We start from the raw sequence: 25,897 nt of genomic DNA, 5'->3' as shown, positions 1-25,897 counted from the left end.
GTCCATGTGGACATCCAGTTACTTTGTCTCAACGGCTGGCAATGTTAGCAGCGAAACAATTCAGCGCTACATTGAAGCTCAGGGCAAGAGTAATTGACCTTACTAGGGGCTAAAGCCCCCTGAGTTGGCTGTATCCCCTCGCTAAAGCGGAGGGGTTTTAGCCCGCCCACATCACTCCATATAATGTATAGGAGCGAGTCGCCAAATTTATAATCTAGATCTAAACTCTTAAGGAGCAGACTCCTAGGCATCTGCTTGCCGTTTATCGAGGTCACAGGACTGTGGACACAACTGTACTGAATCAATACCGCCAGCATACTGATGAACGTGCCGCCCTTGGAATTCCACCCCTACCCCTAACGGCAGCACAGGTATCAGCGGTCTGTGATCTACTACAACAGCCTCCTCAAGGAGAAGAAGACTATCTTATCCATCTACTGCGCGATCGCGTCCCTCCCGGGGTTGATGAGGCAGCTTACATTAAGGCAGGCTTTCTAACGGCGATCGCCAACGGCGAACTCCACAGTCCCTTAATTTCACCCATTGCTGCCGTTGAACTCCTTGGCACAATGCTGGGGGGCTATAACGTACAGTCGCTAATTGCCCTCTTGGGTCATGAAAACAGTGAATTAGCTGCCGCCGCCGCGCAGGCGCTTAGTCAGACCCTCTTGGTCTATGATGCCTTCCATGATGTTCAAGACCTGATGCAGCAGGGCAATGCCCATGCCCGTCACGTCATGGAATCATGGGCTAATGGCGACTGGTTTACCCGCCGTCCTGAACTGCCAGAGGCCATTACCGTCACCGTCTTCAAGGTACCTGGTGAAACCAATACCGATGATCTATCCCCTGCCCCCCACGCTACCACCCGTCCCGATATTCCCCTGCATGCCACCGTCATGCTCGAAAACCGCTTGCCGGGCGCATTGCAGATTATTGCTGACCTTAAACAAAAAGGCTACCCCCTAGCCTACGTTGGGGATGTGGTCGGTACAGGCTCCTCGCGTAAATCTGCCACCAACTCGGTTATTTGGCACATTGGCCGCGATATTCCCTACGTCCCTAACAAGCGCACTGGGGGAGTTTGTTTGGGTGGCAAAATTGCCCCCATCTTCTTTAACACCATGGAAGACTCTGGTGCCTTGCCCATTGAGTGCGATGTCACCGCTATGGCCATGGGAGATGTAATTACGATTTATCCCTACAAGGGCGAAATCACAAATGCAGCGGGTGACGTGATCAGCACCTTTTCCCTGAAGCCCGATACCCTGCGCGATGAAGTCCGGGCGGGGGGACGCATTCCCCTGCTGATTGGCCGCACCCTCACTGATAAAGCGCGAGCAGCCCTCGGACTCGGCCCCAGCCCCCTCTTTACCCGTCCTGCTGCCCCCATAGAGAGTACGAAGGGCTACACCTTGGCTCAAAAAATTGTTGGCAAAGCCTGTGGGCTACCCGGTGTCCGCCCTGGCACCTATTGCGAGCCGGTGATAACCACAGTGGGGTCTCAGGATACCACAGGCCCCATGACCCGCGACGAGCTAAAAGAGCTAGCCTGTCTGGGGTTTGGTGCCGATCTCGTCATGCAAAGCTTCTGCCACACCGCTGCTTATCCTAAACCGGTGGACATCAAAACCCACAAAGAACTACCGGACTTTATCCACTCGCGGGGCGGTGTCTCCCTACGTCCGGGAGATGGCATTATCCATTCGTGGCTCAACCGGATGCTCCTGCCGGATACGGTGGGCACCGGAGGTGACTCCCACACGCGCTTTCCCTTGGGGATCTCCTTCCCTGCGGGGTCTGGCTTGGTGGCCTTTGCCGCAGCCTTGGGGGTGATGCCCCTAGATATGCCCGAATCGGTGCTAGTGCGCTTTAAGGGGCAGTTGCAACCGGGGGTAACCTTGCGAGATATTGTCAATGCCATTCCTTACGTAGCAATTCAGCAGGGTAAGCTCACTGTTGCCAAGGAAAACAAAAAAAACGTCTTTTCTGGGCGGATTTTGGAAATGGAGGGCTTGCCAGATTTGCAACTGGAGCAGGCCTTTGAACTCACCGATGCCACCGCGGAGCGATCGGCGGCGGGTTGCACCATTAAACTCAGCGAAGAAACTGTGGCCACCTACTTGCGCTCCAATATTGTGCTTTTGAAAAACATGGTGGCGCGGGGATACAGCGATCCGCGGACAATTTTGCGGCGGGTGAAACGGATGGAAGAGTGGTTAGCTAACCCCACCCTCCTCGCGGCGGATCCAGATGCAGAGTATGCTGATGTGATTGAGGTGGATCTTGATCAAATTCGTGAGCCATTAGTGGCTGCCCCGAACGACCCGGACAATATTAAAACCTTGTCCGAGTGTGCGGGTGACCCTGTTCAGGAAGTCTTTATTGGCTCTTGCATGACCAATATTGGCCACTATCGCGCTGCTGCCAAGGTGCTGGAAGGAGAAGGGGCAGTCAAGGTACGCCTATGGATTGCGCCCCCCACTCGTATGGATGAGCAGCAACTCCGGGAAGAAGGCTACTATGGTATTTTTGCAGCAGCAGGGGCACGGATGGAAATGCCCGGTTGCTCGCTGTGTATGGGGAACCAAGCGCGGGTTGCAGATAATACGACGGTATTTTCTACCTCAACCCGCAATTTCAATAACCGGATGGGCAAGGGGGCAAGGGTCTATTTAGGCTCAGCAGAACTGGCGGCAGTCTGCGCACTGTTGGGGCGCATCCCCACTCGTGAGGAATACTTAGAGATTGTTACCCGTAAAATTGATCCGCTAGCTGCTGATATATACCGCTACCTCTACTTTGATCAAATTCCTGACTACGAAAACCAAGGTCGCTTAATTTCCATAGCTGAAGAGGAGAAACTCATGGCAAGCGTTGGAGGGTAGTCAGGTATCTCTTGCTCAGTTGATAATAAAACAGGCGCAAGAATCGCTATAGTTTGTTTTACTTGTAGCCAAATCATCGCAGCTTGGCTACTTTTTTCTGTCTTTCTTTACCAAATTCAACACTCGTGCTAACAACCTTTCCCGAAAATTGTTGAAGTTTACAAAGTCATAGGCTTTTGAATGGGCACCTTGACCCGCCTTTTCTCTCAAAAAGTGACATGCTCCCCTGCTCTGCTACCTTTTGCCTACACTTCGATAAAAAAACTTGATAAAAAAACTTAACCATAATTTATTGCGTTCTTCTAAGGCGGCAACTATTTTGCCGGGTAGGGTTGCTATTATCTCTATAAGTTTTTTATAAGTTCATACAGTTACAAAGACCTATGTCTCGATAACTAGAGCGACTTCTCAAAATTGATGAACTCATTCGTTCAGGCAAGCGCTGTACCACAGGAATTTTGGCAACTGAAGTTGGTATGGGAGAGCGCACAATTCGTAATGACATCGCATTTATGCGCGATCGCTTTGATGCCCCCATCAGTTGGACTGCCAAAAAAGGATTTCACTACACAGATCCAAACTGGCGTTTACCCTTTATTCCCTTATCTCAAGGAGAGTTCTTTGCCCTCACCTTAGGTGCCAGAATGCTGGCATCGTATAGTGGTTCAGCGTATCGAGATCAGCTTGAGTCAGCGATTCGTCAGCTTGCTCAACGTTTACCTGAAAAAACTTGGATAGATTTACAAAATATTGTCGCTGATTCGGTGATGGTTCGCTCAGGTGCAGAGGTTTACTTAGACCCAACTATTTGGCAGACGTTGGAACAAGCATGCAAGCATAAGCGGCGGGTGTGGATGCGCTATGCTACCCCCGGCAAACCTGTGTCAGAGCGCGAGGTCGATCCCTACATCCTCCATTTTTCACGCAGTAATCCCTACCTGACGGGCTGGTGCCATCAGCGGCAAGAGGTGCGCTGGTTCCGCGTTGACAGAATTCAGGCCATCCAGCTGCTGGATCAGCAGTTTGAGGTTAACCCCACCTTTGACCGCGAGGCTCATTTTGCATCGGTGTTTCAGTATGAGGTGGGGGGTGTCCCCCAAGAAATGGTTATCTGGTATGATCCGCCCACTGCGCCCTACATTCGTGAACGCCGCTGGCATCCAACGCAGCAAATTGAGGAACACGCCGATGGATCGCTAACGCTGCGGTTTGTGGCGCGGGGACTGAATGAAGTGAAACGGTGGGTGTTGTTTTATGGCAGAGGGGCACGGGTGCTGAAGCCACCGGCGTTGGTGAAGATGGTGAAGGAGGAGATACAGGCCATGAGCGATCGCTATGCTAACGAAGAGGCCGGGGAATGAGTCAGCCAAAGTTTTGGGCCAAGACAGGCCAAGGAGAACTGCGGCAGGATGGGCAACCCAAGTACCATCCAGTGATTTGTCATTTGGCAGATACAGCAGCAGTAGCAATGGAAATTGTCAGAACTTACCTCAGTCCGCTTGCGCGTCAGCGCCTTGCCAATGGCTTGGGCTTGCCGGACGATGAATCTTTAGTGCGATTTTGTGGCTTTATGGCGGGTAGCCATGACTTGGGCAAAGTCAGCCCTGCCTTTCAGTTTCAAGTGAGTGAAGTTGGCAAACTTCTGGCGGGAGAAACTCTTTACGATTGCTGGTCTTCTCTACCCCGTGAGCGGCAAAAACCTCAGAATGCTCCTCATGGAACAGTAACCGCGGCAACGCTGCCAAATTTTCTTATTGATATTGGAGTCGGTCGAGATTTGTCTGAGCGCCATGCCAAGCGATTGGCGCGGAAACTCGGTACTATCGTCGGTGGGCACCACGGGTTTTTCCCGGCCCAGAAAGAGATTGATGCTTTGGATAGTGCGATCGCTGGTACCGATGAACGTAGCGTATGGCGACAGCACAGCCTCAGCATTTTTCAGCAGCTTCAAGGCTTTGTGCAACTCACTCCCGAAGATCTGCCCAATCAGTGCGATAACGCTGCCGCCATGATTTTGGCAGGCCTCACCACTGTATCGGACTGGATTGCCTCAAATCCTGACGAGAACGTGGGCTTTCCCTATGCCAATGACGAGCTATTTGAAACGTACCAGACAGGGTTAGCCAAGAAAGCCAAGCAAGCCCTCAAAGCCCAAGGCTGGAGACAACTGGAAACCGGAAAGCCTTTAGCGTTTACCGAACTGTTCTCCTTCATCACTGATCCGCGTCCTCTCTAGGATGCCGCAATGCAGCTCACGGAGACTCTGACACCGCAGTGTTTAGTGATGGTGGAAGCCTCGACGGGGGAGGGCAAAACGGAAGTGGCGCTGTACCTCGCGGATTGTCTGCAACACCAGACCCAAGCAGGGGGCTTCTACATCGGCCTGCCCACCCAAGCCACCAGTAACGCTATGTTTGAGCGAGTGCGGGCGTTTTTGCAAAAGCGTTACCCCGATGAGGTGGTGAACCTTACCCTCAGTCATAGTGCAGCGGCACTAAAAGGCGAGTACCAAGAAACCGTCTGTCGCCTAGATCAGGTCTATGACGAGGAGGGGCGGGGGGKGTTTGCCAGTGAGTGGCACACGGCGCGGAAACGCACCTTACTCAGTACTTACGGGGTGGGCACGCTGGATCAGGGCTTAATGGGGGTGGTGCGATCGCGCCACCAATTCGTCCGCCTCTTTGGCTTAGCCGGGCGCACCATTATTTTGGATGAGATTCACGCCTATGACCTCTACACCAGTACCCTGCTAGAGCGATTTCTGGAATGGGCAGCGGTGCTGGGTTCTCCAGTGATTGCCCTCTCTGCGACCCTACCTGCCACCACCCGCCAACGCTTGCTCACCGCCTACGCCACGGGGTGCAATCAGCCCGTTCCGCCTCTACCAGAGGCTCCCTACCCTCGGATTACCGCGTTCTCCAATGGAACAGCCGTAGCCCAGACCTTTGCCGCCTCAGACCACGTTCGCCGGGCCTTAGCGATTCGCTGGGTCAGCGACGACGAATGGCCCGCAGAACTGCACCAAGTGCTCAGCCATGAGGGTGGCGTGTGACGATAACGGCCAGGGGGCGATCGCCTACCTCAACCAATGGCGCGATCGCTTTGACCTACTCGACCCGGATTATCCCTTCATGCAAGACCCAATCTTGCCGCTAGATAAAGCCGTTCCCATCTACGCTATCCATACGATGAGTACCTCCGAGGTATTTTCCCATGAGCACGAGTGGAGCGGCTATAGCCTCTCTCTACCCCAATCCGCTCGGTTGCTAGTGCGACTTCAAGGTGTGGATATCACCAGCCTGCGCGCCTTTTACGTCGGTCAATCCAGTGGTAACCGCTCAGCAGTGAATACACCAACAATCAACGTTGCTAATGTCTTAGTGCGGGGCAGCACCTTGAAGCAAACCCTGTTGTTTAACCTGATGCGCTACGACCCCACAGCCGAAATACCCAGTGTGGTCACCGGAGAGGATCTGCCCGCTTGGGAGACGGGCTATGGCGGCAAACCCAAGGAAGCAACCCCCCATGGCTACATCAGCTACCTCACCTTTCCGTGGCGACGATTACGGCTGTTTGCCCAAAACGGTAAGGTCAGCCAGTTGGCAATCACGATGGGAAATGCTTTGCCCGATAAGGTCTCACCCCAGCAGTGGGAATGTGGAGTTGCCTACCGTGACAACAAGCCCGTGCGGTTGTCTCTCAGTAAGCAGTTGTGGCGCAATGCGGATGCGTTTTTACTCACGGCAGAAACGCAACATCGCCCCCGCATTGTGGATTGGCTCGCTGATCTGAAAGCAGAGGACTTGGCTGATGATGTCGTGACCTTCCAAATTTCTGGCCTCAGTGCCGATAAGGCCAAGCCTTTAGGCTGGAGTTGGGAACAGTTTTCTGCACCCATTCAATATGTGACGGATACAGAATTGGCGACGGTGCTGAAGAAAGCGATCGCGATCGCCGAAGAACATCAACAAATCTTCCGCTCCTTCAAGGGTAGCCCCTACTTCGCCCTAGCAGACGTCCTCCAGTATGGGGAGGCAGGTAGTTTGGCCAGTGCCCTCGATGGGGAATCTCGCTACTGGGCGACCCTCGATCGCGCCTTTCTAAACCTGCTCGATGCCCTCCCCCGAGACAGCCAAACCGGAGCCGATGGCATCACCCGCTACGGCTTCAAAGAATTGCCCGCATGGATGCAGACGGTGCAAACCGCTGCCCGCAATGCCTTTACCGAGTCGATTGCATCCATTCGTAACTACCAAGCCAGAGCCGCTGCCCTGCGTGCCCTAGAGCGGAAACTAGCTGATCTGCGGGCTAGCCCAGAGGAGAAAGCAGCCAAGAAAGCCAAAAGCGCCGCCAAGAAAAAGGAAAAAGTTGCTAATTAGGAGCCTAATTCATGACCAAAACCCAGACACGCCACGAATATGATGGGCGAGCTGTGGGCAGCGGTTTTCGCTTATAAACTGTGCCGTACGGATGACTTCATCTAGAGCTTGATATGACGCCTGTGTCCCCTTTAGCTTGGCTTCTCTAACTAGCATGAGTCTATTGGGGCAGATAAAACAGCTTGCGCCTTATATCCCCATTGCTAAAGCTAGGGGCTTTATGGCGCTTTTCGGTAATTCCCATGCACACGAGCCGCCTCACGTTTGTAGTGCTCGCAAAAATCGTCTCAACCGACTAACAAAACCTTCACCGGAGCGGCCACGTTGAGCAGCTAGGGCACGTTCAATGGCCTCGCCACTAGGACGTTGGTCAAATTCAGCTAGGCAGGTGGAGCCTAGGGGGCTGTACTGCCAAATCTGCCATGGTTGGGGGTAACACCGCCACAGAATTATTTCTTCTGCTAGGGGGCGCAGATAGTAGCAAAGTTCCAGTGTATTCAAAAACCGCTCTCGCAGTTGTCGTCCCGCATAGCCAATCCCCACGACTGCCACATCCTGTAACTTTGGATTCAGCAAAATAAAGGGGCGATCGCCCGCAGTTAAACACATTTGCTCGATCGTGGTCACTTCCACCGGGGTAGGCGCAACAATGATCACGGCGCGATCGCTCGGTGCGACGGGCGTTATCAACTCATTGACCCCCCGAACACTATAGCTAGGATTCCCCCATTCACGACGTGCTAAGGCAGCCGCCCCAGCATCCGCAAAAAAAACCTTGAGATCCGCGCCTAACTCGCTAAAGAGAGGTAGGTAATCGTGCGCAAGAGCCATTGGGCTGAGATCTGGTAACACCACCTCAATTTGAAGACGCGTCTTACCGTCTGCCAAGGCATGGGTGGTGGCTTGCTGTGCTTGGGCGATCGCTGTGGCCAAACTATCGGGTGGGGTCCAGTTCATGGATACTAAGCCGCTACTTCGCTCACAACAGCCTGATAGAGTTGCTGGAGTTCATCTACAAGGGGTTGTGCCGCCGCTAAGGTCGTCTGTTGCTCCAGTTGAGCGGCAATGTTTTGGATGGCGGTCACACCAACATTTCCGCTTGATCCTTTGAGGTGGTGGGCATCGCGCTTCACCTGATCCAAATTGCCGCTAGCCACTGCGGCCGCTAGGGAGGCTAGGCGGAGTTGGGCATCTTCAACAAAAGTTTGTAAGAGTTCTTGCTCAAAGTCGCGATCGCCCCCTGATAGTGCTGCTAAATAGTCCCAATCAATGAGTGATGCCATCCATCCACATTCCAAACAGGGTCATTCGTGATTATTTTAACCCTTTGGCGCAATGGGGACACAGCGCTCTAAGTGTGCGCCCAACCCACGGAGCTTAGCCTCGAGTTGCCAGTAGCCGCGATCTAGATGCTGCAACCCATAGACTTGGGATTCGCCGTGAGCCGCCAAGCCGGCAATCACTAAAGCTGCTGTGGCGCGTAAATCTGTACCCGTTACTGGTGCCCCCGACAGAAAGGGAACGCCCCGCACTGCTGCATGGTTACCCTTGACACGAATATCGGCACCCATCCGGTTTAGCTCAGCAACATGGCCAAAACGATTTTCAAACACCGTTTCGCTGACTAAACTGTTCCCTTCACTGATGGCCAGCAAACTCATAAAAAGAGCTTGCATATCCGTTGGGAATCCCGGGTAAGGTAGGGTTTCAATATCCGTAGCCCGATAGCGATGAGCCGGTGAAAAGTGAACCCGAGTGGGATCGGGAAACGTAATCACGCCCCCCATGTCTTCAAGTTTGGCCACTACTGCGGTCAGGTGAGCAGGAATAACCGGTGCCAAGGTAATGGCAGAGTGTGTCACTGCCGCCGCAAGCAAGAAGGTACCCGCTTCAATGCGATCGGGAATGATTTGATACTCGGTACCATGAAGGCGATCGACACCAACAATAGTAATTGAATTTGTGCCAGCGCCATAAATTTTTGCACCCATGGCATTGCAGAAGTTAGCTAGATCAACTACTTCCGGCTCTTGGGCTGCATTCTCAATGGTGGTTTCCCCGTCTGCAAGGGTGGCAGCCATCATTAATGTCTCGGTGGCACCCACACTCGGATAGTCAAGATAAATCCGTGCTCCCTTGAGTTTGCTTGCACTGGCGGTGACCACACCATGATCAATGGTGACCTCTGCACCCAACGCTTGCAAACCGCGCACGTGCAACTCCACAGGACGCGCCCCAATAGCGCAGCCACCGGGCAGAGGCACTCGTGCAATTCCTAGTCGTGCCACCAACGCACCAATAGCAAAAAAGCTAGCACGGAGCTGGCTCACAAGGCGATAGGGGGGATCGTTCGTATTCAGGTCTGTGGCATCAATGGCAATTGTTTCTGCCCCTAGCCGTTGTACCTTAACCCCGAGGGCTTGTAAAATTTCCTCAAGGCGGCGAATATCTGCCAAGTCGGGGACAGCGTGCAAAATGGTTGTATCCGCAGCCAGTAAAGCCCCCGCCATCAGTACCAAGGCAGAGTTTTTGGCACCACTAATTTTTACCTCGCCCGATAGCCGATACCCTCCTTGAATCTTTAGGTACGCTTGATCTGTTGTCTGATCTGTTGTCGGCAGTGTTGCGGTCGAGGTTCGCATAATTCACTCTCACAGCCAAAAGAATTCCCAAGGATTATAGCGTATAGGTGCGGATTTTATTCACAAGTGGGTGCATGTTTATCCAAGGCACCCCTATTATCCTAAAAACTACTACTATACTTGCAGGCGACTTGTAGGCGCGGCGCTGCCCGCTTAGGTGTTGCTGACTGTGGCTATGAATTCCCTCATCCCCAACCCTTCTTCTTGGGGAGAAGGGAGCTAAGAGTCTTGTTCCCTCTCCTTTGGGAGAGGGCTAGGGTGAGGGCGGCAAAAGACTCAAACCCGAAAAGCAACGCCCCCGCTTGATAGCTAACTAAGGTGTGACCGCGATTGCGGCAACTTGCACAAAATGCTTCGATCACGCCTAGGGGTGAGATGCTCCATAATAGAGAAAAACTTAAGGAACAGGAGGAATAGATTGGTTCAATGTGCAGACGTTCCTAATTCCTAAAAGTGATTAAAAGTGATCAAGGTCACAGTCAATCGGTGGTTCAGATCACTAGCGGTGCTAGTCTCAGCCCCTATTATGCTTAGGTAAGTCAATAAGTATGCCGCCCGTGTTCCTGCACTGTCTTGGTACTGCTGCTTAGGAGCGCGTCACCATCATGAATACGTCGGTTAAAGCAAACGACTATCAACTAATCTACGATCATCTGTTGGCGTGTGTACAACAGGAACAGCCGCAGCAGGTGATTGAGCGGTTTCGTGCACTTTTTATCATGGGTTACACCTACCCCGAGCGCCACGTTCAAGAGGCGATGGATCGGATTGTCACCAGTAGTAATGCCTCCCAGAATTTTCGTCCTTTTGTTAACCGTTGCTGCCACATCTTAATTAACCGCTGGCAATCGCGACCCTTGTTACAAGGTGCCGTGCCCGATTTTCTGGCGATTCTCGAAACCCAAGTCTCGATGCCTGCGGGCGGCCTCAGCCGTGCCCCCATTGTGCGCAAACTGCGTCTGCTGCTCAAAGACTACTTAAACAGCGAAGCCTTTCAGAAACTCCAACGAATGGTTCAGTTTCTGCGCGAAGATGCTCAGGATACTTCCCAAATTCTCAAAAATAGCGATCGCCCCCTTTCAACACTGATTCGTCGCTATCCCTACTTGTACAATCATTGCTTGGTTGGGGATGAAACTTCACCGGAAGAACTGCGGCATATCCAACATTACCAACACCAAGCAGTACAGCAATTTGAACTGAATCTCAGCCAGTACCTTACTAGCGAGTTTCGGCGTGCCCAAGGTCATGTCAATACGCCAACAGTTAAGAACCCAACCCTACTTACCCCTGAAGAGGTGAAAGCCTCTGTACAGCACTTTGTTGGCAAAATTGATCAGCGGCATACCTATCGCGACTTAGCCAATCACTTTGAGCACCGGCTACAGCGGTTAAAATCGACCCGTGATTTTCGGGATGCATTTTTTCACTACTTGACGGATACTATCCCTGATGTCGGGCGCGGTCGCTTTCGCCAAAAATTTCACCAATATCTCGATACGTTACCAGCGTTTCAGCAGCCACAGCCCGTTAATGAGTTCACGATTGTGCGTACCTGTAGCCAAACATTGAACTATTTGGTGGTGGATAGTGCCCAAAACCCAAATCATTTGGTCTTTATTGACCTGTTGAATAATATTGGTACCGCGGCCACTATTGGCTTACTGCTGAAAGTGGTTCTTGTGAGCAAAAAGGTCAAGCCTTACCTCGAGAAACGCTTTGCCATTTTATTTAATCACTACCAATCCTTTAGTCGTGGCAAGGTGCGGTGGCTTGTAAATTGTCTTGAGCACTTTAATATTGCCAATGTAACCCACTTTGGTAAGCGGGATTTTTCCTTTTTTGGTCGCTACTAGGACACGCGCCATCCCCCCGGCCGGTGGTAGCAAGCGTTAATCTAGGTCTTCTGCCAAGACGCTGGCGATCGCCCGTTGAGACTGCTGTTGAAATTGGCTGACATCCACCCGTTGCAGCAAGCAAATGGCTAGAACCATGCCCACCATTGGCAAGCAAAATACAAGGCTATAGGCCAAAATGGGGACCCCAAATAGCTGCCGCCCGATATCCAGAGCCGCACCACCCAGCACTGTTGCCGATCCCCGCGCAATCGCTTGAGCGAGCCCCCATGCACCAATAAAGGTTCCTGCTGTTTCCGCAACCGTTAAATCCAACATCAAGCTTAGAGCGCCTGTGGTGGTAATTCCTGCGGTAATGCCAAAGAGAAATAACTCCAGCTTAAAGAGCCATGCCTGCTGGGTTACCCCCGCCACAATCAAGAGTAAAAACATCACAGCCACCCCTAAGCAGCCGTATTTCGTAGTTGCAATTTTGCCCAAACGAGGCACAATCAAAAAGCCGGTCAAACTGAGACCAACGAGGGTTCCCACCCCCCAATAGGCATTGAGGCGCGTTGTTTCGGCAATGGTCATGCCAAACACTTCACCCCCAAACGGTTCCAAAACAGGCTCTTGGATAAATAAACTCAAGGTCATCAGAACCAAGAATATAAAAAAGAGCCACGTTTGCGAGTTGGCAGTCAGAATTTTAAGGGCGCGCCCCAAGGTAATATGTTCAGTGCGTTGTGGGTGGGTTGTGCGCACAGCATAGCGGGAGTACTTGGCTTCTACCCCCCACGTGCCGGCGATCGCCAAGAGTAACACCACCCCCAGCACCGTCAAAAAAAGCTGATTCACGCTGCTGCGCAACAGTGCGATCGGGGTGTCGATCTCCAACTGCTGCAAGAGCACACCACTGAGGATGGCACCCACAACAATCCCCACCGTTAACATCGACCAGACAATCCCCACCAGCTTGCCTCGGTTGTCTTCCTCAGAGACATCCACAAGCAGTGCTGCAAACGGTGTAGAGCTACTGCTGACGCAAATGCCGTAGGCGGCAAACAGCACTCCCAAGAGTGCAATCCATGCCTGCGTGACCCCATTCCAGCCCGACCGGCTAAGGCTTTCCCCCACCTGCCAAATGACCTGCACAATGGTGTAGGCCACCAAGGTAAAGGCAACAGCACCGCCCCAAATATACCCTGTGCGATGCTGCCCGCCAATGGGGTGGGCATCCGAGAGTTGACCAAACCATACCCGCACCGGAGACACAAATTGATGCATCGCGATCGTAAGCGTCACCAAGGTCGCTGGCACGGCCAGCTCTTTAATCATGATGCGGTTGAGCACCCCCAAAACCAAGATAGACATCATCCCCAGTCCCAGCTGAAATAAACCGAGGCGGAACATCACCCAAAGGGGCAAGGGGGGTGGCGCAGTCGTTACAGAACGGGCAACCATGGCTCACTCAACTCACATGAATAGATGATTATAAATGGATTAGGGTTTTATTCTAGATTGCCACCAAGAAAGAAATGGTCAATGATACAATGAGCGCAAGGATTGTCAGAAAAAGAGAGCGTTTGAGGGATTCAGTATAAGCAGACATTGATGGAGCTACCTTTTATCAACCAGCACAAACTCAACTCTTAAGGCTTAGCCAGTCTTTCAACGACCTTGTCGTTTCTCATTTTACAATGTCTGCTAGTGCTGTGACCGAGGCTTTATGATTGGGGGGATTGTGCAACCCCGCGTGCACTGAGTTCGCTGATACGGTGCAACACACCATTGATAAATCGATGACTGCCTTCGTCGCTGTAGCGTTTGGCCATTTCAACGGCTTCGTTAATCGCAACTTGTTTGGCCACACCTAAGTAGGCCATTTCAGTCATGGCAATTTCAATAATGTAACGGTCTAACTGTGTCAGCCGATCCACGTGCCAATCGACCATGGCTGCGCCTAGGTGTTGTTCAATTTCTGCTTGGTGGCGATGGAGGTGCTGCAAAATGCCTATGGCGTAGGCTTGCACCTCTTCTTGGTGGGCAAAGTAGAGAATTTCCGGTAAATCTAAGGCGGCACCCACACGATTAATACAGCGTTCTGCCTGTTGTAAGGCCTCTTGCAGCAGGGACTGTGCCTTTTCAAGGTGGGGAAGTTGTAATTCACTGTGGTGTAACAGCCGTTGACTGTCACTTAGCTCACTCCCCGCCTGCTCTAAGGTATCGCGCACATCGCTGGCGAGGGTACGCACGGCCATTAAAATCAAGCTACGGCAGTCAGTATCGCTAAGTTGCTTGGGTTGGCGCAGGAGCTGCGCTGCACTGAGCAAGGCTAATTCACGGGCAACACGGCGAGCAGTTATCATTAGTTGTTCCTCAGCATTGATGTTGGCTTAATTGACGGTAGCTCTGCGCTCGAGTACTTAGCGATGCGGGTCGAGCTGTTCATGATAGGGGCAATGATGCAGGGGTCAAGGACTGCGGCAGGGGTGTCTCCGGCGTAACAATGCCGCCGGAGATGATCAGCTTAAAGGCATCTTCAATGGAAATGTTTAAGTCCTGCACCTCGCGCTCACTGGCAATGACGTACCAGCCTGTTGTGGGGTTGGGGGAGGAGGGCACAAATAGACTGAGCATTGGCTCTGAAAAGGGTGTTTCTAAGGATTCATTAATGGTACCAGTGACAAAGGCTACTGCCCATAGACCCCTACGGGGATACTCGACCAGGACAACGCGACGAAAGCGATTGCGTGAATTCCTCAGAATGGTTTCTAGCAGTTGTTGCAAAACCTTTTGACATACTCCCCATGCCTAAAGGCAGGGGATTCTTGTTCTTGGTTCTGCGACAGCACTTATCGCATCAGGTTGCCCTGCTACGACAGCGGTGCTTATCTCCCCAAGCGTTCCCCCTTGCGGGGCAGTTCCCTTTTGCCCAAAGGTACTGTTAAACCAACCAAAAAAAACTTAGGTTGTTTTCTAGCCGTTAGGCTATTGGGTTTTTAGAGAGGTTGATTACCCTTACCTCTGGTTTTAGTTTAAACTAAAACCACTCTAAAAGACGAGTTTTTAGACCCAAAATTTTCGATAACACAACATGCGCCTTATATCCCCATGCCTGAAGGCAGAGGCTTTACGGCGTTTTTTTGGTAAAGAGTAATGCCAGCTAACCGCGATAGGTTTTATTCTGTTTGAGGCATTGCTGAATGTGGCTATGAATTGCCCCCATCCCCAACCCTTCTCCTTGGGGAGAAGGGAGCCAAGATTCTTGTTCCCTCTCCTTTGGGAGAGGGCGGCAAAAGACTCAAACCCGAAAATCATAGGTCTATTCAGCAACGCCAAAAGTGCGTCACTCACCAGTAATCGCCAAGGGAGCAACCCAGACCTCAGGGCACATTCCATAGGGGGTAAATGCTGGCTCTGGCGCAAGGTAAAGAATCTGGTGCAGCAGGGTGCGAATGTCCCCAGCAACTGTGGCAGATTCAATGCTAATCGCGTCTCCATTCCGTAGGAGCCACCCATCAAAGGGTAAGGAAAACGAGCCTTGAAGAGCTTTGACCCCGGCGTGCAGGGCATGGAGTTCATCAATCCAGACAACGCCATCGGCGCGATCGCGCCGGTACTGAGCCGCCGTTGTCTGACCCGGCAGCACATCGTAAAAATAGCCACTGACGGTGACTTTAGCGCCTAGATTGGCATGACCTGTCGGTTGGCAGCCAAAGCGAACCGCCGTGCCCGCGCTGTGGTATAGCCCCGTAAGGCAACCTGCTTCAATTAAAGGAATGCGGCGAGTGGGGGTTCCTTCCCCATCAAATAACGGTTGACCAATATTGTGGGGGTGGCGGGCATCGTCGTAAATCGTTAGCAGTGGCGCAGCGATCGCCTGGTGGAGAGAATCAGGACTCGACAGGCTTTGACGATCAAGGATATTTTGAGCATTGAATAGGTTAGAAAAGGCATTGAGCAAACTCAAAAAGGCTTGAGGCGAAAAAAGCACTGGGTACTGCCCCGATGGAATAGGGGCATAGTCAAGATGACGAATGGTTTTGTCCGCCACTTCTTCAATGCAGCCGTTAATATCTAATTGCTCGAGATCGGCGCTGAGGCGCATGGCACCAGCGCTACGGGGCTTACGACCTGCTTCCTCGGTTTTGCTGTAAAGGTAGAGAGTCGTCGTTGTAGTGCGTTGCTGGCGATTGGCGCCATCGCTGTTGAGATAAAACCGCTCTGTGCATCGCTGGCTAAGGCCGTTGTAGGGCACACTGGCGATCGCCGGGTGGCGGCCAAGAAGTTCCTGCTCAGCAGCAATCAGGTGATCCAAAAGCATTTTGGCAGGGGCGAGGGGCTGTGCCTCTGGCAGCGATAGTTCCGCAAGGGGTGCCGTTGCCAGTGGGCTAAAGTCTGGAATATGCTCATCTACACCAAACTCGCTGGCTTCCAGCGCCATGCCTAGAGCCGTTTCTAGCCCCTGATCATCCAATTGGGTAGTACTGGTGACCCCCAAGCGACCTGCAGCATTCCAGACCCGCACCGTAATGCCAGATCGCTGGGATGCCTTGACTTGCTTCGGCTCCCCTTGCTGCACCTGAACGCTCACTTCATCAACGTGGGCACCGCCTAGATCAAATTTGCGAATGCCTAACCGCTGGGCGATCGCCGTTGTTCGTTGTTGTAGGGTCACGTTAGGAGTAAGCGTGGCAGTCATGGCGGTGCTAAATTTTAGCAGTTGTAATTGTTAATTTATATTACCAAAAATCGCGGCTTCTCACCAGCCACAGTAAATCGCCGCAAGCAACGCATTTAGAACCTTAAGCAGGCCGAGGTTGAGTACGATGCCGCGCTAGCACCTCCTCATACACCGCAAGGTACTGCTTTGCTACCACCGGATAGGCAAACTCCCGAACTGCAAACGCCCGGGCATTTGCGCAAAGTTGAGCGTGATGATACGAGTCCTCAATCACCCATTGAATGCCGTGAGCCAAATCAGCCGCGTCAAAAGGAGTGGCCAAATAACCCGTTTGCTGATGAGTCACAATATCTGGTAAGCCACCAACCGCAAAGGCGACAACAGGTGTACCACATGCAATCGCTTCAATAGCTGTATTGGGTAGGTTATCCTGACGGGACGGAACAACCATTACATCCGCGGCACTATACAATATTTGCAAACTAACATCATCGTAGAGGTGTCCTGCATAATGGATAGGAAACCCAAGGTCTGGCGGTTGTTGTGGCTGACGTTCACCAAAAACAAGCAGCTCTAACCCAGACACGTTAACCTGTAGAGACTGCAACGCCGCCTGCAATAGGTCAAACCCCTTGCGCGGATCACGAGTGCCCCCTATCGCCCCAAATAGCACTAAGGGTACCTCCGTCGGTAAGTTGAGTAGCTTACGTGCCAACTCACGGTTTAGCGGCTGCCAAGCTTCCGTATCGATGGGGTTAGGAATCACAGTAACTGGCCAATCGTGCATCAAAGCACTCTGACGGACACACGCCGCCAGCCACTGACTAGGGGTCACGATTTGGATGGGATGTTTCCAGTGTTTGCGTTTACGCTCCCATGTCCAGCGATTGAGGTCAACGCCGCGTTCATAGGCTGGACGATTATTGGCGCGATAGCCCTCTTGCCAGCGCCGATCTTCTGCGTAGTGCTCTGCCCCGCAAAATGCCCACATATCATGAAGCGTCCAGACCAGAGGTTTTTGCAAGCGGCCAATGTCAGCCACTGAAAGCATTTCATTTTGTACCCAGTGCAAGTGCACTAGATCTGCCTCACAGGTGTTTAAGCGCCGTAACCGACCGGAAGGAAAGATGGATGGGGAATGAAGAACTGGGTTGTCGGTGCGCAACAGGCGGGTGGCTAAACTACCCAGATGAGGTCGCAGCACCACCCATGCCTTGGTAATTTTGCTGTTTGGTGCTTGAACTGTCCAATCCCCAGATATAGCAACATCAGTCATTAACCTAGAATCCACGTCTGCCGTGCGCAAAGCACAGTGGATACGATAGGCAGCACGAGCAGCTCCACCAACGATGTCTGAGTGGTTGAGGTGGAAGACGTGCATGCTTATGGTTGGTATTTGAATTCAACAAGCAGAGTATGACCAGGTAGCAGCCTACGTAAGCCCATGCGCAAAGTTAACTGCAAAGGGAAGGTCGTGTAACGATTAATCAATAGACGAGGTAAAGTGCTACCAAGAGGTGCCAGCACGCTTCTCAGATATCCATTCAACATCCAGCTAATGTGATAACTGGCCAATGGTTCGCAATGTGCAGAGATAACCCTGAGTGGCAATAAGTGTTCGAGTGAGCGAAATACTTTCTCATCCCAATGGCTCATATGATGCGGTGGTTGGTTGAGCAAATCCTCGTTATCTGGGTCAACTTTACGCATTACTGCTGCATTAGGAACCGAAAGGATAAGCTTGCCCCCAGGCTTGAGCAGACTTAGCATTCCATTAAGAAAACTCATTGGATTGGGAATGTGCTCTAATACTTGAAAAGAACAAATCGCATCAAAGCGTTTTAGTGTCACTTTGCTGAGTTCCTCAAGCATTAATTCGTAAACCGTAAAACCGCGTGCACGTGCCCGCCTTGCTGCCTTAGGGTTCAGCTCCACCCCTTCAATATCGAAACCAGCGCTTCGAGCAGCTTCAAGAAAACTGCCAACCCCAACCCCAACCTCTAAGATAGATTTTGCTCCCCGGAGTAAGTCAACAGCCAAATGGAATTCCCACTTGTCCTTCATGTAATACCACTCAAACTTCTCAAGTTGTTCGTATAGATCTGCTTCCCCCGCTGCCTTCAATGGACTGTACCAGCAAAATCCGGTCGCATTGCATTGTAGATACTCAATCGTACCCAAGCGCCGGAAATTATCGCCAACATCGATTCCCAAGGTGGCTTGCCACTTTTGGGCTATCTCTAGTGAACTCAACCGCTTGATAACCCGCGCTTCATCTTTACCAGTTAGTAGTGAGATCATACTCGTGCTTCAGTAATCACCACCAGATTTACGTGCCTCGATATACATCGACTCAGCTCCCTTGCGCAAATGACCGCACGCATCCAGATCGAGCGGATAGAACGGGAAGCCTTAAAACTGGCTGGTATTCGGATGTGCAATCCACGATGTCTGCGAATCCAGCTTCGGCCAATACAGATCCTATCTGGATATTGCCACAGGCAACTTTTTGTGGCTTGATTCACGCTACACTCCCTTGCAAGCGTCGATAAATGCTTCCTGCAATGCGGCGGGGKAGGTATAAMATTGACCAAGGAAAACGCATGAATCGCCCACCAAAAACATGCTCGAACACATAGCGGTCTGCTTCGGTATCTTGGTGCACGCCATCTGTATGTACCAACTTACCCAACTCGAACGTCTGCTTATTTGCAAGGGGGCTTTTGGCTCTCTTTGTGTGTGTGGCGTCTGCTCCGAAGCCTATGTTGCTAACCAAATTGACGTTCGGGGTAGCCGTTAGACCATTCTGATACCAAACACTCGCCGTCCAAGAAAAATCCCAAATAGTGTGGACTTTACCAGCATAACAAGATTCAAATATCTTTGACCAGTAGTAGCGCTCAACTGGATCTGGATTAAGAGCGAACCATTCAGGCGATACAACCCAATTGGGGTAAAACGGAATATCCTCTTGATAATGCTTCCAAGCACGTCGCCAGCTTGCCCATCCCCAGCAGTGATTATACTTGGAGAAGTAATATGAGGCGTTACCGCGTTTTTGCCCATCCTGGAAGTTGTTGCCAGTAATAACAAAAACACGTTCATCACTAGCATAGTATTCGAGAAGCACATCACAGAAATGAAAAAAATCTGGATGAGGTAGGCAATCGTCCTCAAGAATGATTCCCTGCTCTTCATATTCAAAGAACCAAGTAATTGCGTCGCTTACTGCTCGCTTGCAGCCTAGGTTTTTTTCACGAAACAGGGTTTTTACCTCACACGGCCAATCAACTGACGTAGCAATGCATCGCACTTCTGCACAGCGTTCGGCTTCACCTAGCTTATTTGTGCGCGGGCCATCAGCAGCGACATAAAGCTTTGGAGGCTGTGCCCGCCGGATAGCCTCAAAGACTCGGCGTGTAGTGTCAGGACGTTTGAAAATAAGGAATAAAACTGGTGCTTTCATAGTTTCAAGAATTTCCTGCTATTTTGACTTACTAAAGCGGGACAAGATTATTTTTTTGATTTTTATTTCCAAATTGTGCAAAGGTTGAATTAAAGGCGGATAGTAACTAAGATAAGTTCCCAAAAATTTGCCAAAAAATAAGTTTTCTGGCTTGTAGTATTGAAAATTTTTTCCATAATTCAAATTGTAATAACCAAAAGGGTAAGTTGCTTCTTTAGGTTTAGCCGAAAGACTATCTTGAGATAAAAGCTCTTCTAGTTCTGTAATTGATGATGGTTCATAAACACATCCTAAATTCCTGTAAATAGCATCTCCCAGAACAATCACAGGTTTACCTAAATATGCAGCTTCAGCGCCAATTGTAGATCCGTAAACAATAACTAAATCAGAGCTGTTTGCCAGTGCATAGGAATCTATTGGCGAATCACTTGCAATTACAGTAACATTTTTACCTGCTAGATCTTCCCACCAACGTCTTAATCTTTGAGACTTCAGTTTCTTATGGGGATGAACTCTAATTAATAATTCAGTATTATCTATTTTATCTACAAAAGAGATTAACCATTTAATTGCTTCAAATTGTGACTCAAATAGTGGATGCTCAATCGCATCTTCAACAGCAGCATATTCATCATCACTAGAGCTAAAGTATGTCCATCGCTTAAGTTTTCTTTGTTCTGGAATTAGGTTTTTAACTTGATTTCTAGTAAAAGAAACCCACCCTATTCCTTCTCCAGATATTTTACGTTCAAAATATGACTTTGCAATAGCTACTTTATCTTCTGGTGCATCACTTTGCCAAAGAAGATTCATATTCTTTCTATGACATATAAAAGAATGAGGCGAGCAATAATCTAAAAAATACTTTGTTTCATTGGCTCCTCTTTCATGGTACATAATCCGTATATCATTGTTTTTGCAAACATCTATGATTGGTTTTGAAGTTGCGAATCTACCATTAAAAGTTATTACTGTCAATGGTTTAAACTTTTCAATTAATTGCTGTGTTCCTAAGTAAGTTGCAATGGCTGCCTTGAATAGCCTAGCAATAATTTTCTTATTAATACTTGGAAATGGATCACCCATTAATGATATATAGGAACTGGCCACTGCCATGCCGATTTTTATGCTATCATAACAAATTAATTTTATTTCTTCAATATTATTAGCTGCATCCAATGAAGGCCTAATTTGATTAAAAATGAGTTGGACTTGATGTCTTTGAGGTGTAAAAATTTCTGTTTTATAAAGGCCACTACTATTTAATTTGTTAATGAGCGCTTTAACTCGGTATATTCGGCGCTGAAATAACAAAGTCCTTCTAATTATTGAAGGAGAATAGTCTAAAATATTATCGAACAAAATAAATGAGAATACAACTTCAAATCCTTTTTCATGAAAATCGAGCGATATCTCGCCAGCTGTTTCTAAATGTGGACAGTAACTAAAGGTTTCAATAAGCAATATATCTACCTGTTCCATCGAAAAGTCTCTCTAATATCAAGTATTCAACGCGCAGTCTCTATAGTCAATGACAAAAGGCATCGAAAACATAACACTATCATAGAGTAAAGATACTTAAAAGGTTATAGTGCCCCCAAAATATTTTGAGTTCACTCTTCATAATTGAAGAAATTTTCTTGCTCTTAACACTGTAACTTAAGGCAGTTTTTACATACAAGGCTCATTGAGGTTTGTTAAGCCACTACAGGACTGAAATACTAGGGATACAGAGAGCAGACTACACCGACGCATTCACTAGGTTTTCATTCACTAGACTTTATGGCGCATGGGTATGGTGGCCTACTAGGGGCAGAGCGGTTCATAGTGACGAAGGGTACAGCATAGATGCTCAGTGCCAGAGAATTTCGGTCGCCCGTTTTGCAGAGCTTGAAGCAGGGATGCCCCAACCTGCTATGCTGCAATTGATCTAGATGTGCGGCAGGACTATGGTACTTCATTTCTCTGTGGCGTTCTCTAGACGGCATAGAGGCCTTGATTGTACCTCCCATCGTATTTGCTGCCTTTGAACGTGATGATGGTTAGCGGATGTTAACGATTGCTCTGCCCAAAGGTGCTCTCTTAAAAGAGAGCATTGCCTACTTTCAGCAGGTGGGCTTAAATTTTGATGCGCTGTTAGAACCGGATAATCGTCAGCTACAGGTCGTTTCCCGCGATGGTGTGGCGCGTGCCTTGCTAGTACGTGCCCAAGATGTGCCGGTGTATGTGCAGTACGGTCAAGCGCAGTTGGGTATTGTGGGTTACGATGTTCTGCGGGAGAAAACTCCCCATGTTGCCCAATTAGCAGATCTGGGTTTTGGGCGATGCCGCCTATCGGTGGCTGTGAAGGCCACTAGCCCTTATCGCAGTGCCCGTGATTTACCGCCCCATTGCCGGGTGGCTTCAAAATTTGTTCGCTGCGCCAATGCCTTTTTCCAAGAGTTAGATGTACCAGTGGATATTGTGCCCCTCTACGGTTCTGTGGAACTTGGACCGCTGACCGGCATGGCGGAGGCCATTGTGGATCTGGTGTCCACCGGGCGCACTCTCAAGGAAAATGGATTGGTGGAACTCGAGCAAATTTTTACTAGCACGGCCTACCTGATTGCTCACCCCCGTAGCTATCGCCTCAATATCGCTGGCCTAGGACACTATGTGAAGTGTCTTGAAGGCTATCGGAATCGCATGGAGGGCAGGGCCTCCGCGTAATTCTCAACACAGCGCTTGGCAGGGTTTGCAGGCTGTCCGTTAGGCATCCTATGACAATTTTTAGCCAAGGCTTGCGTTTTGTTAAAAATCCGATAACCTAGTTCGTAAAACAAAACATTTTTATACGTCATTGGCGTAGGTGTGTGGTGATGAGTGAGTGGCGCAAAATGGAGTGGACGATGGATGAGCAGGAGTGGCGGGCGATCGCCAACTCCCGCAGTCAGATCGAGCAATCGTGGCGTACCAGTTCGCAGTCGCCCGTGATAAATCATTTAGGTCATTTACGGGCTGCAAAAATACACTCGGCATCGGTTCCTCGGGTTCCGCGTCGCGCTGTCGAACCCATTGGTATCCAGCCATGGCAGGCTGAGTTTACCCAACAGCGATTTCGTACCCGGACATCGCTCCCCTTGAAACGTCCGCAGGTGGAACTCCCGCAGTTTGCCACCCGTCGTTAACGTCCTCACAACTCATAGAGAGGTTTGCTATGTGTGGCATTGTTGGCTACATCGGTCCACAGCGGGCAGCGGAGGTGCTGCTACAGGGCTTGCAAAAGCTCGAATATCGTGGCTACGATTCGGCGGGCATTGCCACCCTTAGTGAAGGTGAACTTCTATGTGTGCGCGCCAAGGGTAAGCTCCACAATCTTGCGGAAAAAGTTCAGCAACTCGAAATTCTGGCTCATGTTGGCATTGGCCACACCCGCTGGGCAACCCATGGCAAACCAGAGGAGCACAACGCTCACCCCCATCGGGATAGTCGCGATCGCCTTGCGGTGGTGCAAAACGGCATCATTGAAAATTACCGCGAATTGCGGCAACAGTTGCAGGAGCGAGGGCACCTCTTTCGCTCGGAAACCGACACAGAAGTTATTCCCCATTTAATTTCGGAGTATTTMCCTGCCACTCCTCAGCCCAATGGGTTGCTGGAGGCGGTACAGAAGGCCGTGCAAGAGTTAGAAGGGGCGTTTGCGATCGCCGTTGTTTGCGCCGACTATCCCGATGAACTGATTGTGGCGCGGCAGCAAGCTCCCCTCGTCATTGGCTTTGGCCAAGGGGAGTTTTTCTGCGCCTCCGATACTCCCGCCATTATTCCCTATACTCGCGCGGTACTGCCCCTAGAAAATGGTGAACTGGCGCGATTGACCCCCACTGGGGTTGAAGTCTATGACTTTGCTGGCCAGCGTCTGCGCAAAACCCCTCGCACCCTGAACTGGAACCCCGTCATGGTGGAGAAACAGGGCTTTAAGCACTATATGCTCAAGGAAATCTATGAGCAACCCGGTGTGGTGCGCACTTGTTTAGAGGTGTATCTGCGCCCTGAGTGGGAGCCGCAAGCGCCCTATAGTCCGGTGCAACTAGGGTTGGCACCTGCGGTTCTCGCTGACCTTGAGTTCATTCAAATTGTTGCCTGTGGTACTAGTTGGCACGCCAGCCTTGTCGGCAAATACCTTCTGGAGCAGTTAGCCAACATTCCCACGAGTGTGCAGTACGCCTCGGAGTTTCGCTATGCGCCGCCACCGCTGCTGCCCAACACCTTGACCATTGGGGTGACCCAATCCGGTGAGACGGCGGATACCCTAGCTGCCCTAGAAATGGAGCTGAGCCGACGGCAGGGGCTAGAGCCGCCGTTGAGTGCGCGACTATTGGGCATTACCAACCGCCCTGAAAGCACCTTGGGGCAGTTAGTCCCCGCCATTATTGATACCCATGCAGGCATTGAAATTGGCGTTGCTGCAACGAAAACCTTTGTGGCTCAACTCATGGCCTTTTACTTGCTGTCGCTGGAGTTGGCATGGCAGCGGCAGACCCTAGGGGGCGATCGCCTCGCTGAACTGGTGGCTGGCCTACGGCAGCTACCGGCGCAAATTGAACTGATTTTAGAAAGCCAAGAGCGTTATATCGAAGCGCTGTCCCACGACTTTTCGGACACCCAAGACTTTATCTTTTTAGGGCGTGGCATTAACTTCCCTATTGCCCTAGAAGGTGCCCTTAAACTCAAGGAAATTAGCTACATCCATGCCGAGGGTTATCCCGCCGGAGAGATGAAACATGGCCCCATTGCCCTGCTGGATGCTAAAGTCCCCGTGGTCACGATCGCCATGCCTGGGAGTGTGTTTGAAAAGGTACTCTCTAATGCCCAAGAAGCCCGCGCCCGGGATGCCCGCTTAATTGGCGTTACCCCCATGGCAGAGGTTGAAGCACAGCACACCTTTGATGATCTATTGCCCGTGCCGGAGGTGGATGAACTTCTCTCGCCAATTTTAACGGTGATTCCGCTGCAATTGCTGGCGTACCATATTGCGGCGCGGCGCGGCTTAGATGTGGATCAACCTCGCAACTTAGCCAAGTCGGTCACAGTGGAGTAGGTGGAATCGCGCTAGGCTAGTAAATGCACCTCTGGGACTGGAATGCATGTACTTAGTCACAGGCGCAAGTGGACAACTGGGGTTGCGAGTGGTGCGGCGCTGTGTGTCCCTCAATGTGCCGGTGCGTGCCTTTGTGCGCCTCACGAGCCAGTATGACATGCTGAAGGAGTGGGGAGCCGAGGTCTTTATTGGCGACCTCCAAGAGCCACGGGATATTGCCAAGGCCATGCAGGGGATCACAGCGTTGGTCTGCTGCCATGGGAGCCACCTCATTAGCCGCCACATCCACGCTATTGATTACCGTGCCACCCTTGATCTGATTCAAGCGGCCCAAGCTCAACAGGTGCGCCATGTCACCCTCATTTCCCCGTTGGCTGTCACTGGCGATCGCCACGATTCACCCTTTCTTAAGGCCAAGTACGAAGCCGAGCAAGCTCTGATCCGCAGTGGCTTGAACTATACCATCTTCCGCTGTGCCACCCTAATGTCTAGCTTGATTCCCCTTGCGGAGCGCTTTCAGCAAACCGGTATCTATGTGATTTTGGGGGATCCGCAGCACCGTCTGCAACTCACCAGCCCGGAGGATTTGGCTCGCTGCATTATGATTGCTAGCCACACCAGCGATCGCCAGATTTTTAGCATTGCCCATCCAGAAATCTTTAGCCGTCAAGAGATTGCCGATCGCCTAGGTCGCTTTTTTAATAAACGCCCTTTTGTGGTTAACCTGCCCTTGGGGGCGATCGACGGTGCCCGCCAATTTCTAGGGTTATTCAATCGTGACATTGAAGCCAGCATGGGCACCCTGCGCACCCTATTGGCCTACGAAAGTTTGTGTCCTAGCAGCGACATTGAGCGAGTACAGCACTACTTTCAACTCCCCTTAGAGTCTCTTGAGGATTTCCTGAACCGCTATTTTTAATTGG

At 50.9% G+C, this 25,897-nt stretch carries 22 protein-coding genes; 11 read left to right on the top strand and 11 right to left on the bottom strand.

Annotated features, from left to right (window positions below):
• The 6 genes from L5470_RS10130 to casA form a co-directional block, all read left to right on the top strand.
• The coding region (locus tag L5470_RS10130; RefSeq protein ID WP_499499810.1) for a transposase at positions 1-97 on the top strand (97 nt) is incomplete at its 5' end.
• Positions 98-281: 184 nt separating this feature from the next.
• On the top strand, positions 282-2,888 hold the full coding sequence (gene acnB / locus L5470_RS10125; RefSeq protein WP_499499802.1) for a bifunctional aconitate hydratase 2/2-methylisocitrate dehydratase: 2,607 nt from the start codon (positions 282-284) through the stop codon (positions 2,886-2,888).
• Positions 2,889-3,346: 458 nt separating this feature from the next.
• Entirely contained in the window at positions 3,347-4,249 is a 903-nt protein-coding gene (locus L5470_RS10120; protein WP_499499800.1) for a helix-turn-helix transcriptional regulator, read from the top strand.
• The gene (locus L5470_RS10115; RefSeq protein ID WP_499499798.1) at positions 4,246-5,124 is read left to right on the top strand and encodes a CRISPR-associated endonuclease Cas3''; all 879 of its coding nucleotides are present in this window, start codon (positions 4,246-4,248) and stop codon (positions 5,122-5,124) included. The genes L5470_RS10120 and L5470_RS10115 overlap by 4 nt, the downstream gene beginning before the upstream one ends.
• Before the next feature lie 9 nt (positions 5,125-5,133).
• Entirely contained in the window at positions 5,134-5,940 is an 807-nt protein-coding gene (locus L5470_RS10110; protein ID WP_499499796.1) for a DEAD/DEAH box helicase, read from the top strand.
• Positions 5,924-7,267, top strand: coding sequence for a type I-E CRISPR-associated protein Cse1/CasA (casA, locus tag L5470_RS10105; RefSeq protein ID WP_499499794.1), 1,344 nt, complete (start codon positions 5,924-5,926; stop codon positions 7,265-7,267). The genes L5470_RS10110 and casA overlap by 17 nt, the downstream gene beginning before the upstream one ends.
• A gap of 258 nt (positions 7,268-7,525) precedes the next feature.
• On the opposite strand, the gene L5470_RS10100 is transcribed toward casA, so the two are convergent.
• Genes L5470_RS10100 through murA form a run of 3 tightly spaced genes read right to left on the bottom strand, consistent with a single transcriptional unit; the run spans position 7,526 to position 9,909 of the window.
• Positions 7,526-8,224 (bottom strand): DUF1995 family protein, encoded by a 699-nt coding sequence (locus L5470_RS10100; RefSeq protein ID WP_499499793.1) that lies wholly within the window; start codon positions 8,222-8,224, stop codon positions 7,526-7,528.
• Between the two features lie 5 nt (positions 8,225-8,229).
• The gene (locus L5470_RS10095) at positions 8,230-8,550 is read right to left on the bottom strand and encodes an Hpt domain-containing protein (RefSeq protein WP_499499791.1); all 321 of its coding nucleotides are present in this window, start codon (positions 8,548-8,550) and stop codon (positions 8,230-8,232) included.
• 36 nt (positions 8,551-8,586) lie between these two features.
• Positions 8,587-9,909: a UDP-N-acetylglucosamine 1-carboxyvinyltransferase gene (gene murA, locus L5470_RS10090; protein ID WP_099798937.1), complete on the bottom strand. Its 1,323-nt coding sequence runs from the start codon at positions 9,907-9,909 to the stop codon at positions 8,587-8,589.
• A gap of 605 nt (positions 9,910-10,514) precedes the next feature.
• Here murA and L5470_RS10085 point away from each other — a divergent pair.
• Entirely contained in the window at positions 10,515-11,765 is a 1,251-nt protein-coding gene (locus L5470_RS10085; protein ID WP_499499788.1) for a Sll1247 family protein, read from the top strand.
• Positions 11,766-11,801: 36 nt separating this feature from the next.
• On the opposite strand, the gene L5470_RS10080 is transcribed toward L5470_RS10085, so the two are convergent.
• From L5470_RS10080 to L5470_RS10045, 8 genes are all read right to left on the bottom strand, one after another.
• On the bottom strand, positions 11,802-13,208 hold the full coding sequence (locus tag L5470_RS10080; protein ID WP_099798939.1) for a BCD family MFS transporter: 1,407 nt from the start codon (positions 13,206-13,208) through the stop codon (positions 11,802-11,804).
• A 263-nt stretch (positions 13,209-13,471) separates the two neighbouring features.
• A complete protein-coding gene (gene nusB, locus L5470_RS10075) occupies positions 13,472-14,113 on the bottom strand; it encodes a transcription antitermination factor NusB (RefSeq protein ID WP_099798940.1) in 642 nt (213 codons plus the stop codon).
• A gap of 79 nt (positions 14,114-14,192) precedes the next feature.
• Positions 14,193-14,534 carry a DUF502 domain-containing protein gene (locus L5470_RS10070; RefSeq protein ID WP_499499785.1) on the bottom strand — a complete coding sequence of 114 codons (342 nt, stop codon included), beginning with the start codon at positions 14,532-14,534 and terminating at the stop codon, positions 14,193-14,195.
• Positions 14,535-15,093: 559 nt separating this feature from the next.
• A complete protein-coding gene (locus L5470_RS10065) occupies positions 15,094-16,449 on the bottom strand; it encodes a TldD/PmbA family protein (protein ID WP_099798105.1) in 1,356 nt (451 codons plus the stop codon).
• Positions 16,450-16,552: 103 nt separating this feature from the next.
• Positions 16,553-17,812, bottom strand: a complete 1,260-nt coding sequence (locus L5470_RS10060; protein ID WP_499499783.1) for a glycosyltransferase family 4 protein — start codon at positions 17,810-17,812, stop codon at positions 16,553-16,555.
• A gap of 2 nt (positions 17,813-17,814) precedes the next feature.
• Positions 17,815-18,732, bottom strand: coding sequence for a class I SAM-dependent methyltransferase (locus L5470_RS10055; RefSeq protein ID WP_499499781.1), 918 nt, complete (start codon positions 18,730-18,732; stop codon positions 17,815-17,817).
• Between the two features lie 220 nt (positions 18,733-18,952).
• Entirely contained in the window at positions 18,953-19,897 is a 945-nt protein-coding gene (locus tag L5470_RS10050) for a glycosyltransferase family 2 protein (protein WP_499499779.1), read from the bottom strand.
• An 18-nt stretch (positions 19,898-19,915) separates the two neighbouring features.
• A complete protein-coding gene (locus L5470_RS10045; RefSeq protein WP_499499777.1) occupies positions 19,916-21,379 on the bottom strand; it encodes a capsular polysaccharide export protein, LipB/KpsS family in 1,464 nt (487 codons plus the stop codon).
• Between the two features lie 567 nt (positions 21,380-21,946).
• On the opposite strand from L5470_RS10045, the gene hisG reads away from it, so the two are divergent.
• The 4 genes from hisG to L5470_RS10025 all read left to right on the top strand — a co-directional run bounded on the left by hisG (position 21,947) and on the right by L5470_RS10025 (position 25,893).
• Entirely contained in the window at positions 21,947-22,606 is a 660-nt protein-coding gene (gene hisG, locus L5470_RS10040) for an ATP phosphoribosyltransferase (protein ID WP_099798109.1), read from the top strand.
• A gap of 149 nt (positions 22,607-22,755) precedes the next feature.
• Positions 22,756-23,064: a hypothetical protein gene (locus tag L5470_RS10035; protein WP_499499774.1), complete on the top strand. Its 309-nt coding sequence runs from the start codon at positions 22,756-22,758 to the stop codon at positions 23,062-23,064.
• A gap of 29 nt (positions 23,065-23,093) precedes the next feature.
• Positions 23,094-24,974 (top strand): glutamine--fructose-6-phosphate transaminase (isomerizing), encoded by a 1,881-nt coding sequence (glmS, locus tag L5470_RS10030; protein WP_499499772.1) that lies wholly within the window; start codon positions 23,094-23,096, stop codon positions 24,972-24,974.
• 46 nt (positions 24,975-25,020) lie between these two features.
• Positions 25,021-25,893, top strand: a complete 873-nt coding sequence (locus L5470_RS10025; RefSeq protein ID WP_099798114.1) for an SDR family oxidoreductase — start codon at positions 25,021-25,023, stop codon at positions 25,891-25,893.
• Positions 25,894-25,897 lie beyond the last annotated feature (4 nt).

Source organism: Synechococcus sp. PCC 6717, from assembly GCF_022698185.1.
GTDB lineage: Bacteria > Cyanobacteriota > Cyanobacteriia > Thermosynechococcales > Thermosynechococcaceae > Thermosynechococcus > Thermosynechococcus lividus.
This window is presented reverse-complemented; position numbering and strand designations above follow the sequence as displayed.

Excerpts from the sequence above, each read along its gene's own strand:
- L5470_RS10100 (WP_499499793.1), bottom strand. The coding sequence starts at position 8,224 with ATGAACTGGACCCCACCCGATAGTTTGGCCACAGCGATCGCCCAAGCA.
- L5470_RS10095 (WP_499499791.1), bottom strand. The coding sequence starts at position 8,550 with ATGGCATCACTCATTGATTGGGACTATTTAGCAGCACTATCAGGGGGC.
- L5470_RS10025 (WP_099798114.1), top strand. The coding sequence starts at position 25,021 with ATGTACTTAGTCACAGGCGCAAGTGGACAACTGGGGTTGCGAGTGGTG.
- casA (WP_499499794.1), top strand. The coding sequence starts at position 5,924 with ATGAGGGTGGCGTGTGACGATAACGGCCAGGGGGCGATCGCCTACCTC.
- L5470_RS10035 (WP_499499774.1), top strand. The coding sequence starts at position 22,756 with ATGAGTGAGTGGCGCAAAATGGAGTGGACGATGGATGAGCAGGAGTGG.
- hisG (WP_099798109.1), top strand. The coding sequence starts at position 21,947 with ATGTTAACGATTGCTCTGCCCAAAGGTGCTCTCTTAAAAGAGAGCATT.
- L5470_RS10085 (WP_499499788.1), top strand. The coding sequence starts at position 10,515 with ATGAATACGTCGGTTAAAGCAAACGACTATCAACTAATCTACGATCAT.
- L5470_RS10045 (WP_499499777.1), bottom strand. The coding sequence starts at position 21,379 with ATGGAACAGGTAGATATATTGCTTATTGAAACCTTTAGTTACTGTCCA.
- L5470_RS10065 (WP_099798105.1), bottom strand. The coding sequence starts at position 16,449 with ATGACTGCCACGCTTACTCCTAACGTGACCCTACAACAACGAACAACG.
- L5470_RS10060 (WP_499499783.1), bottom strand. The coding sequence starts at position 17,812 with ATGCACGTCTTCCACCTCAACCACTCAGACATCGTTGGTGGAGCTGCT.
- murA (WP_099798937.1), bottom strand. The coding sequence starts at position 9,909 with ATGCGAACCTCGACCGCAACACTGCCGACAACAGATCAGACAACAGAT.
- L5470_RS10080 (WP_099798939.1), bottom strand. The coding sequence starts at position 13,208 with ATGGTTGCCCGTTCTGTAACGACTGCGCCACCCCCCTTGCCCCTTTGG.
- L5470_RS10055 (WP_499499781.1), bottom strand. The coding sequence starts at position 18,732 with ATGATCTCACTACTAACTGGTAAAGATGAAGCGCGGGTTATCAAGCGG.
- nusB (WP_099798940.1), bottom strand. The coding sequence starts at position 14,113 with ATGATAACTGCTCGCCGTGTTGCCCGTGAATTAGCCTTGCTCAGTGCA.
- L5470_RS10115 (WP_499499798.1), top strand. The coding sequence starts at position 4,246 with ATGAGTCAGCCAAAGTTTTGGGCCAAGACAGGCCAAGGAGAACTGCGG.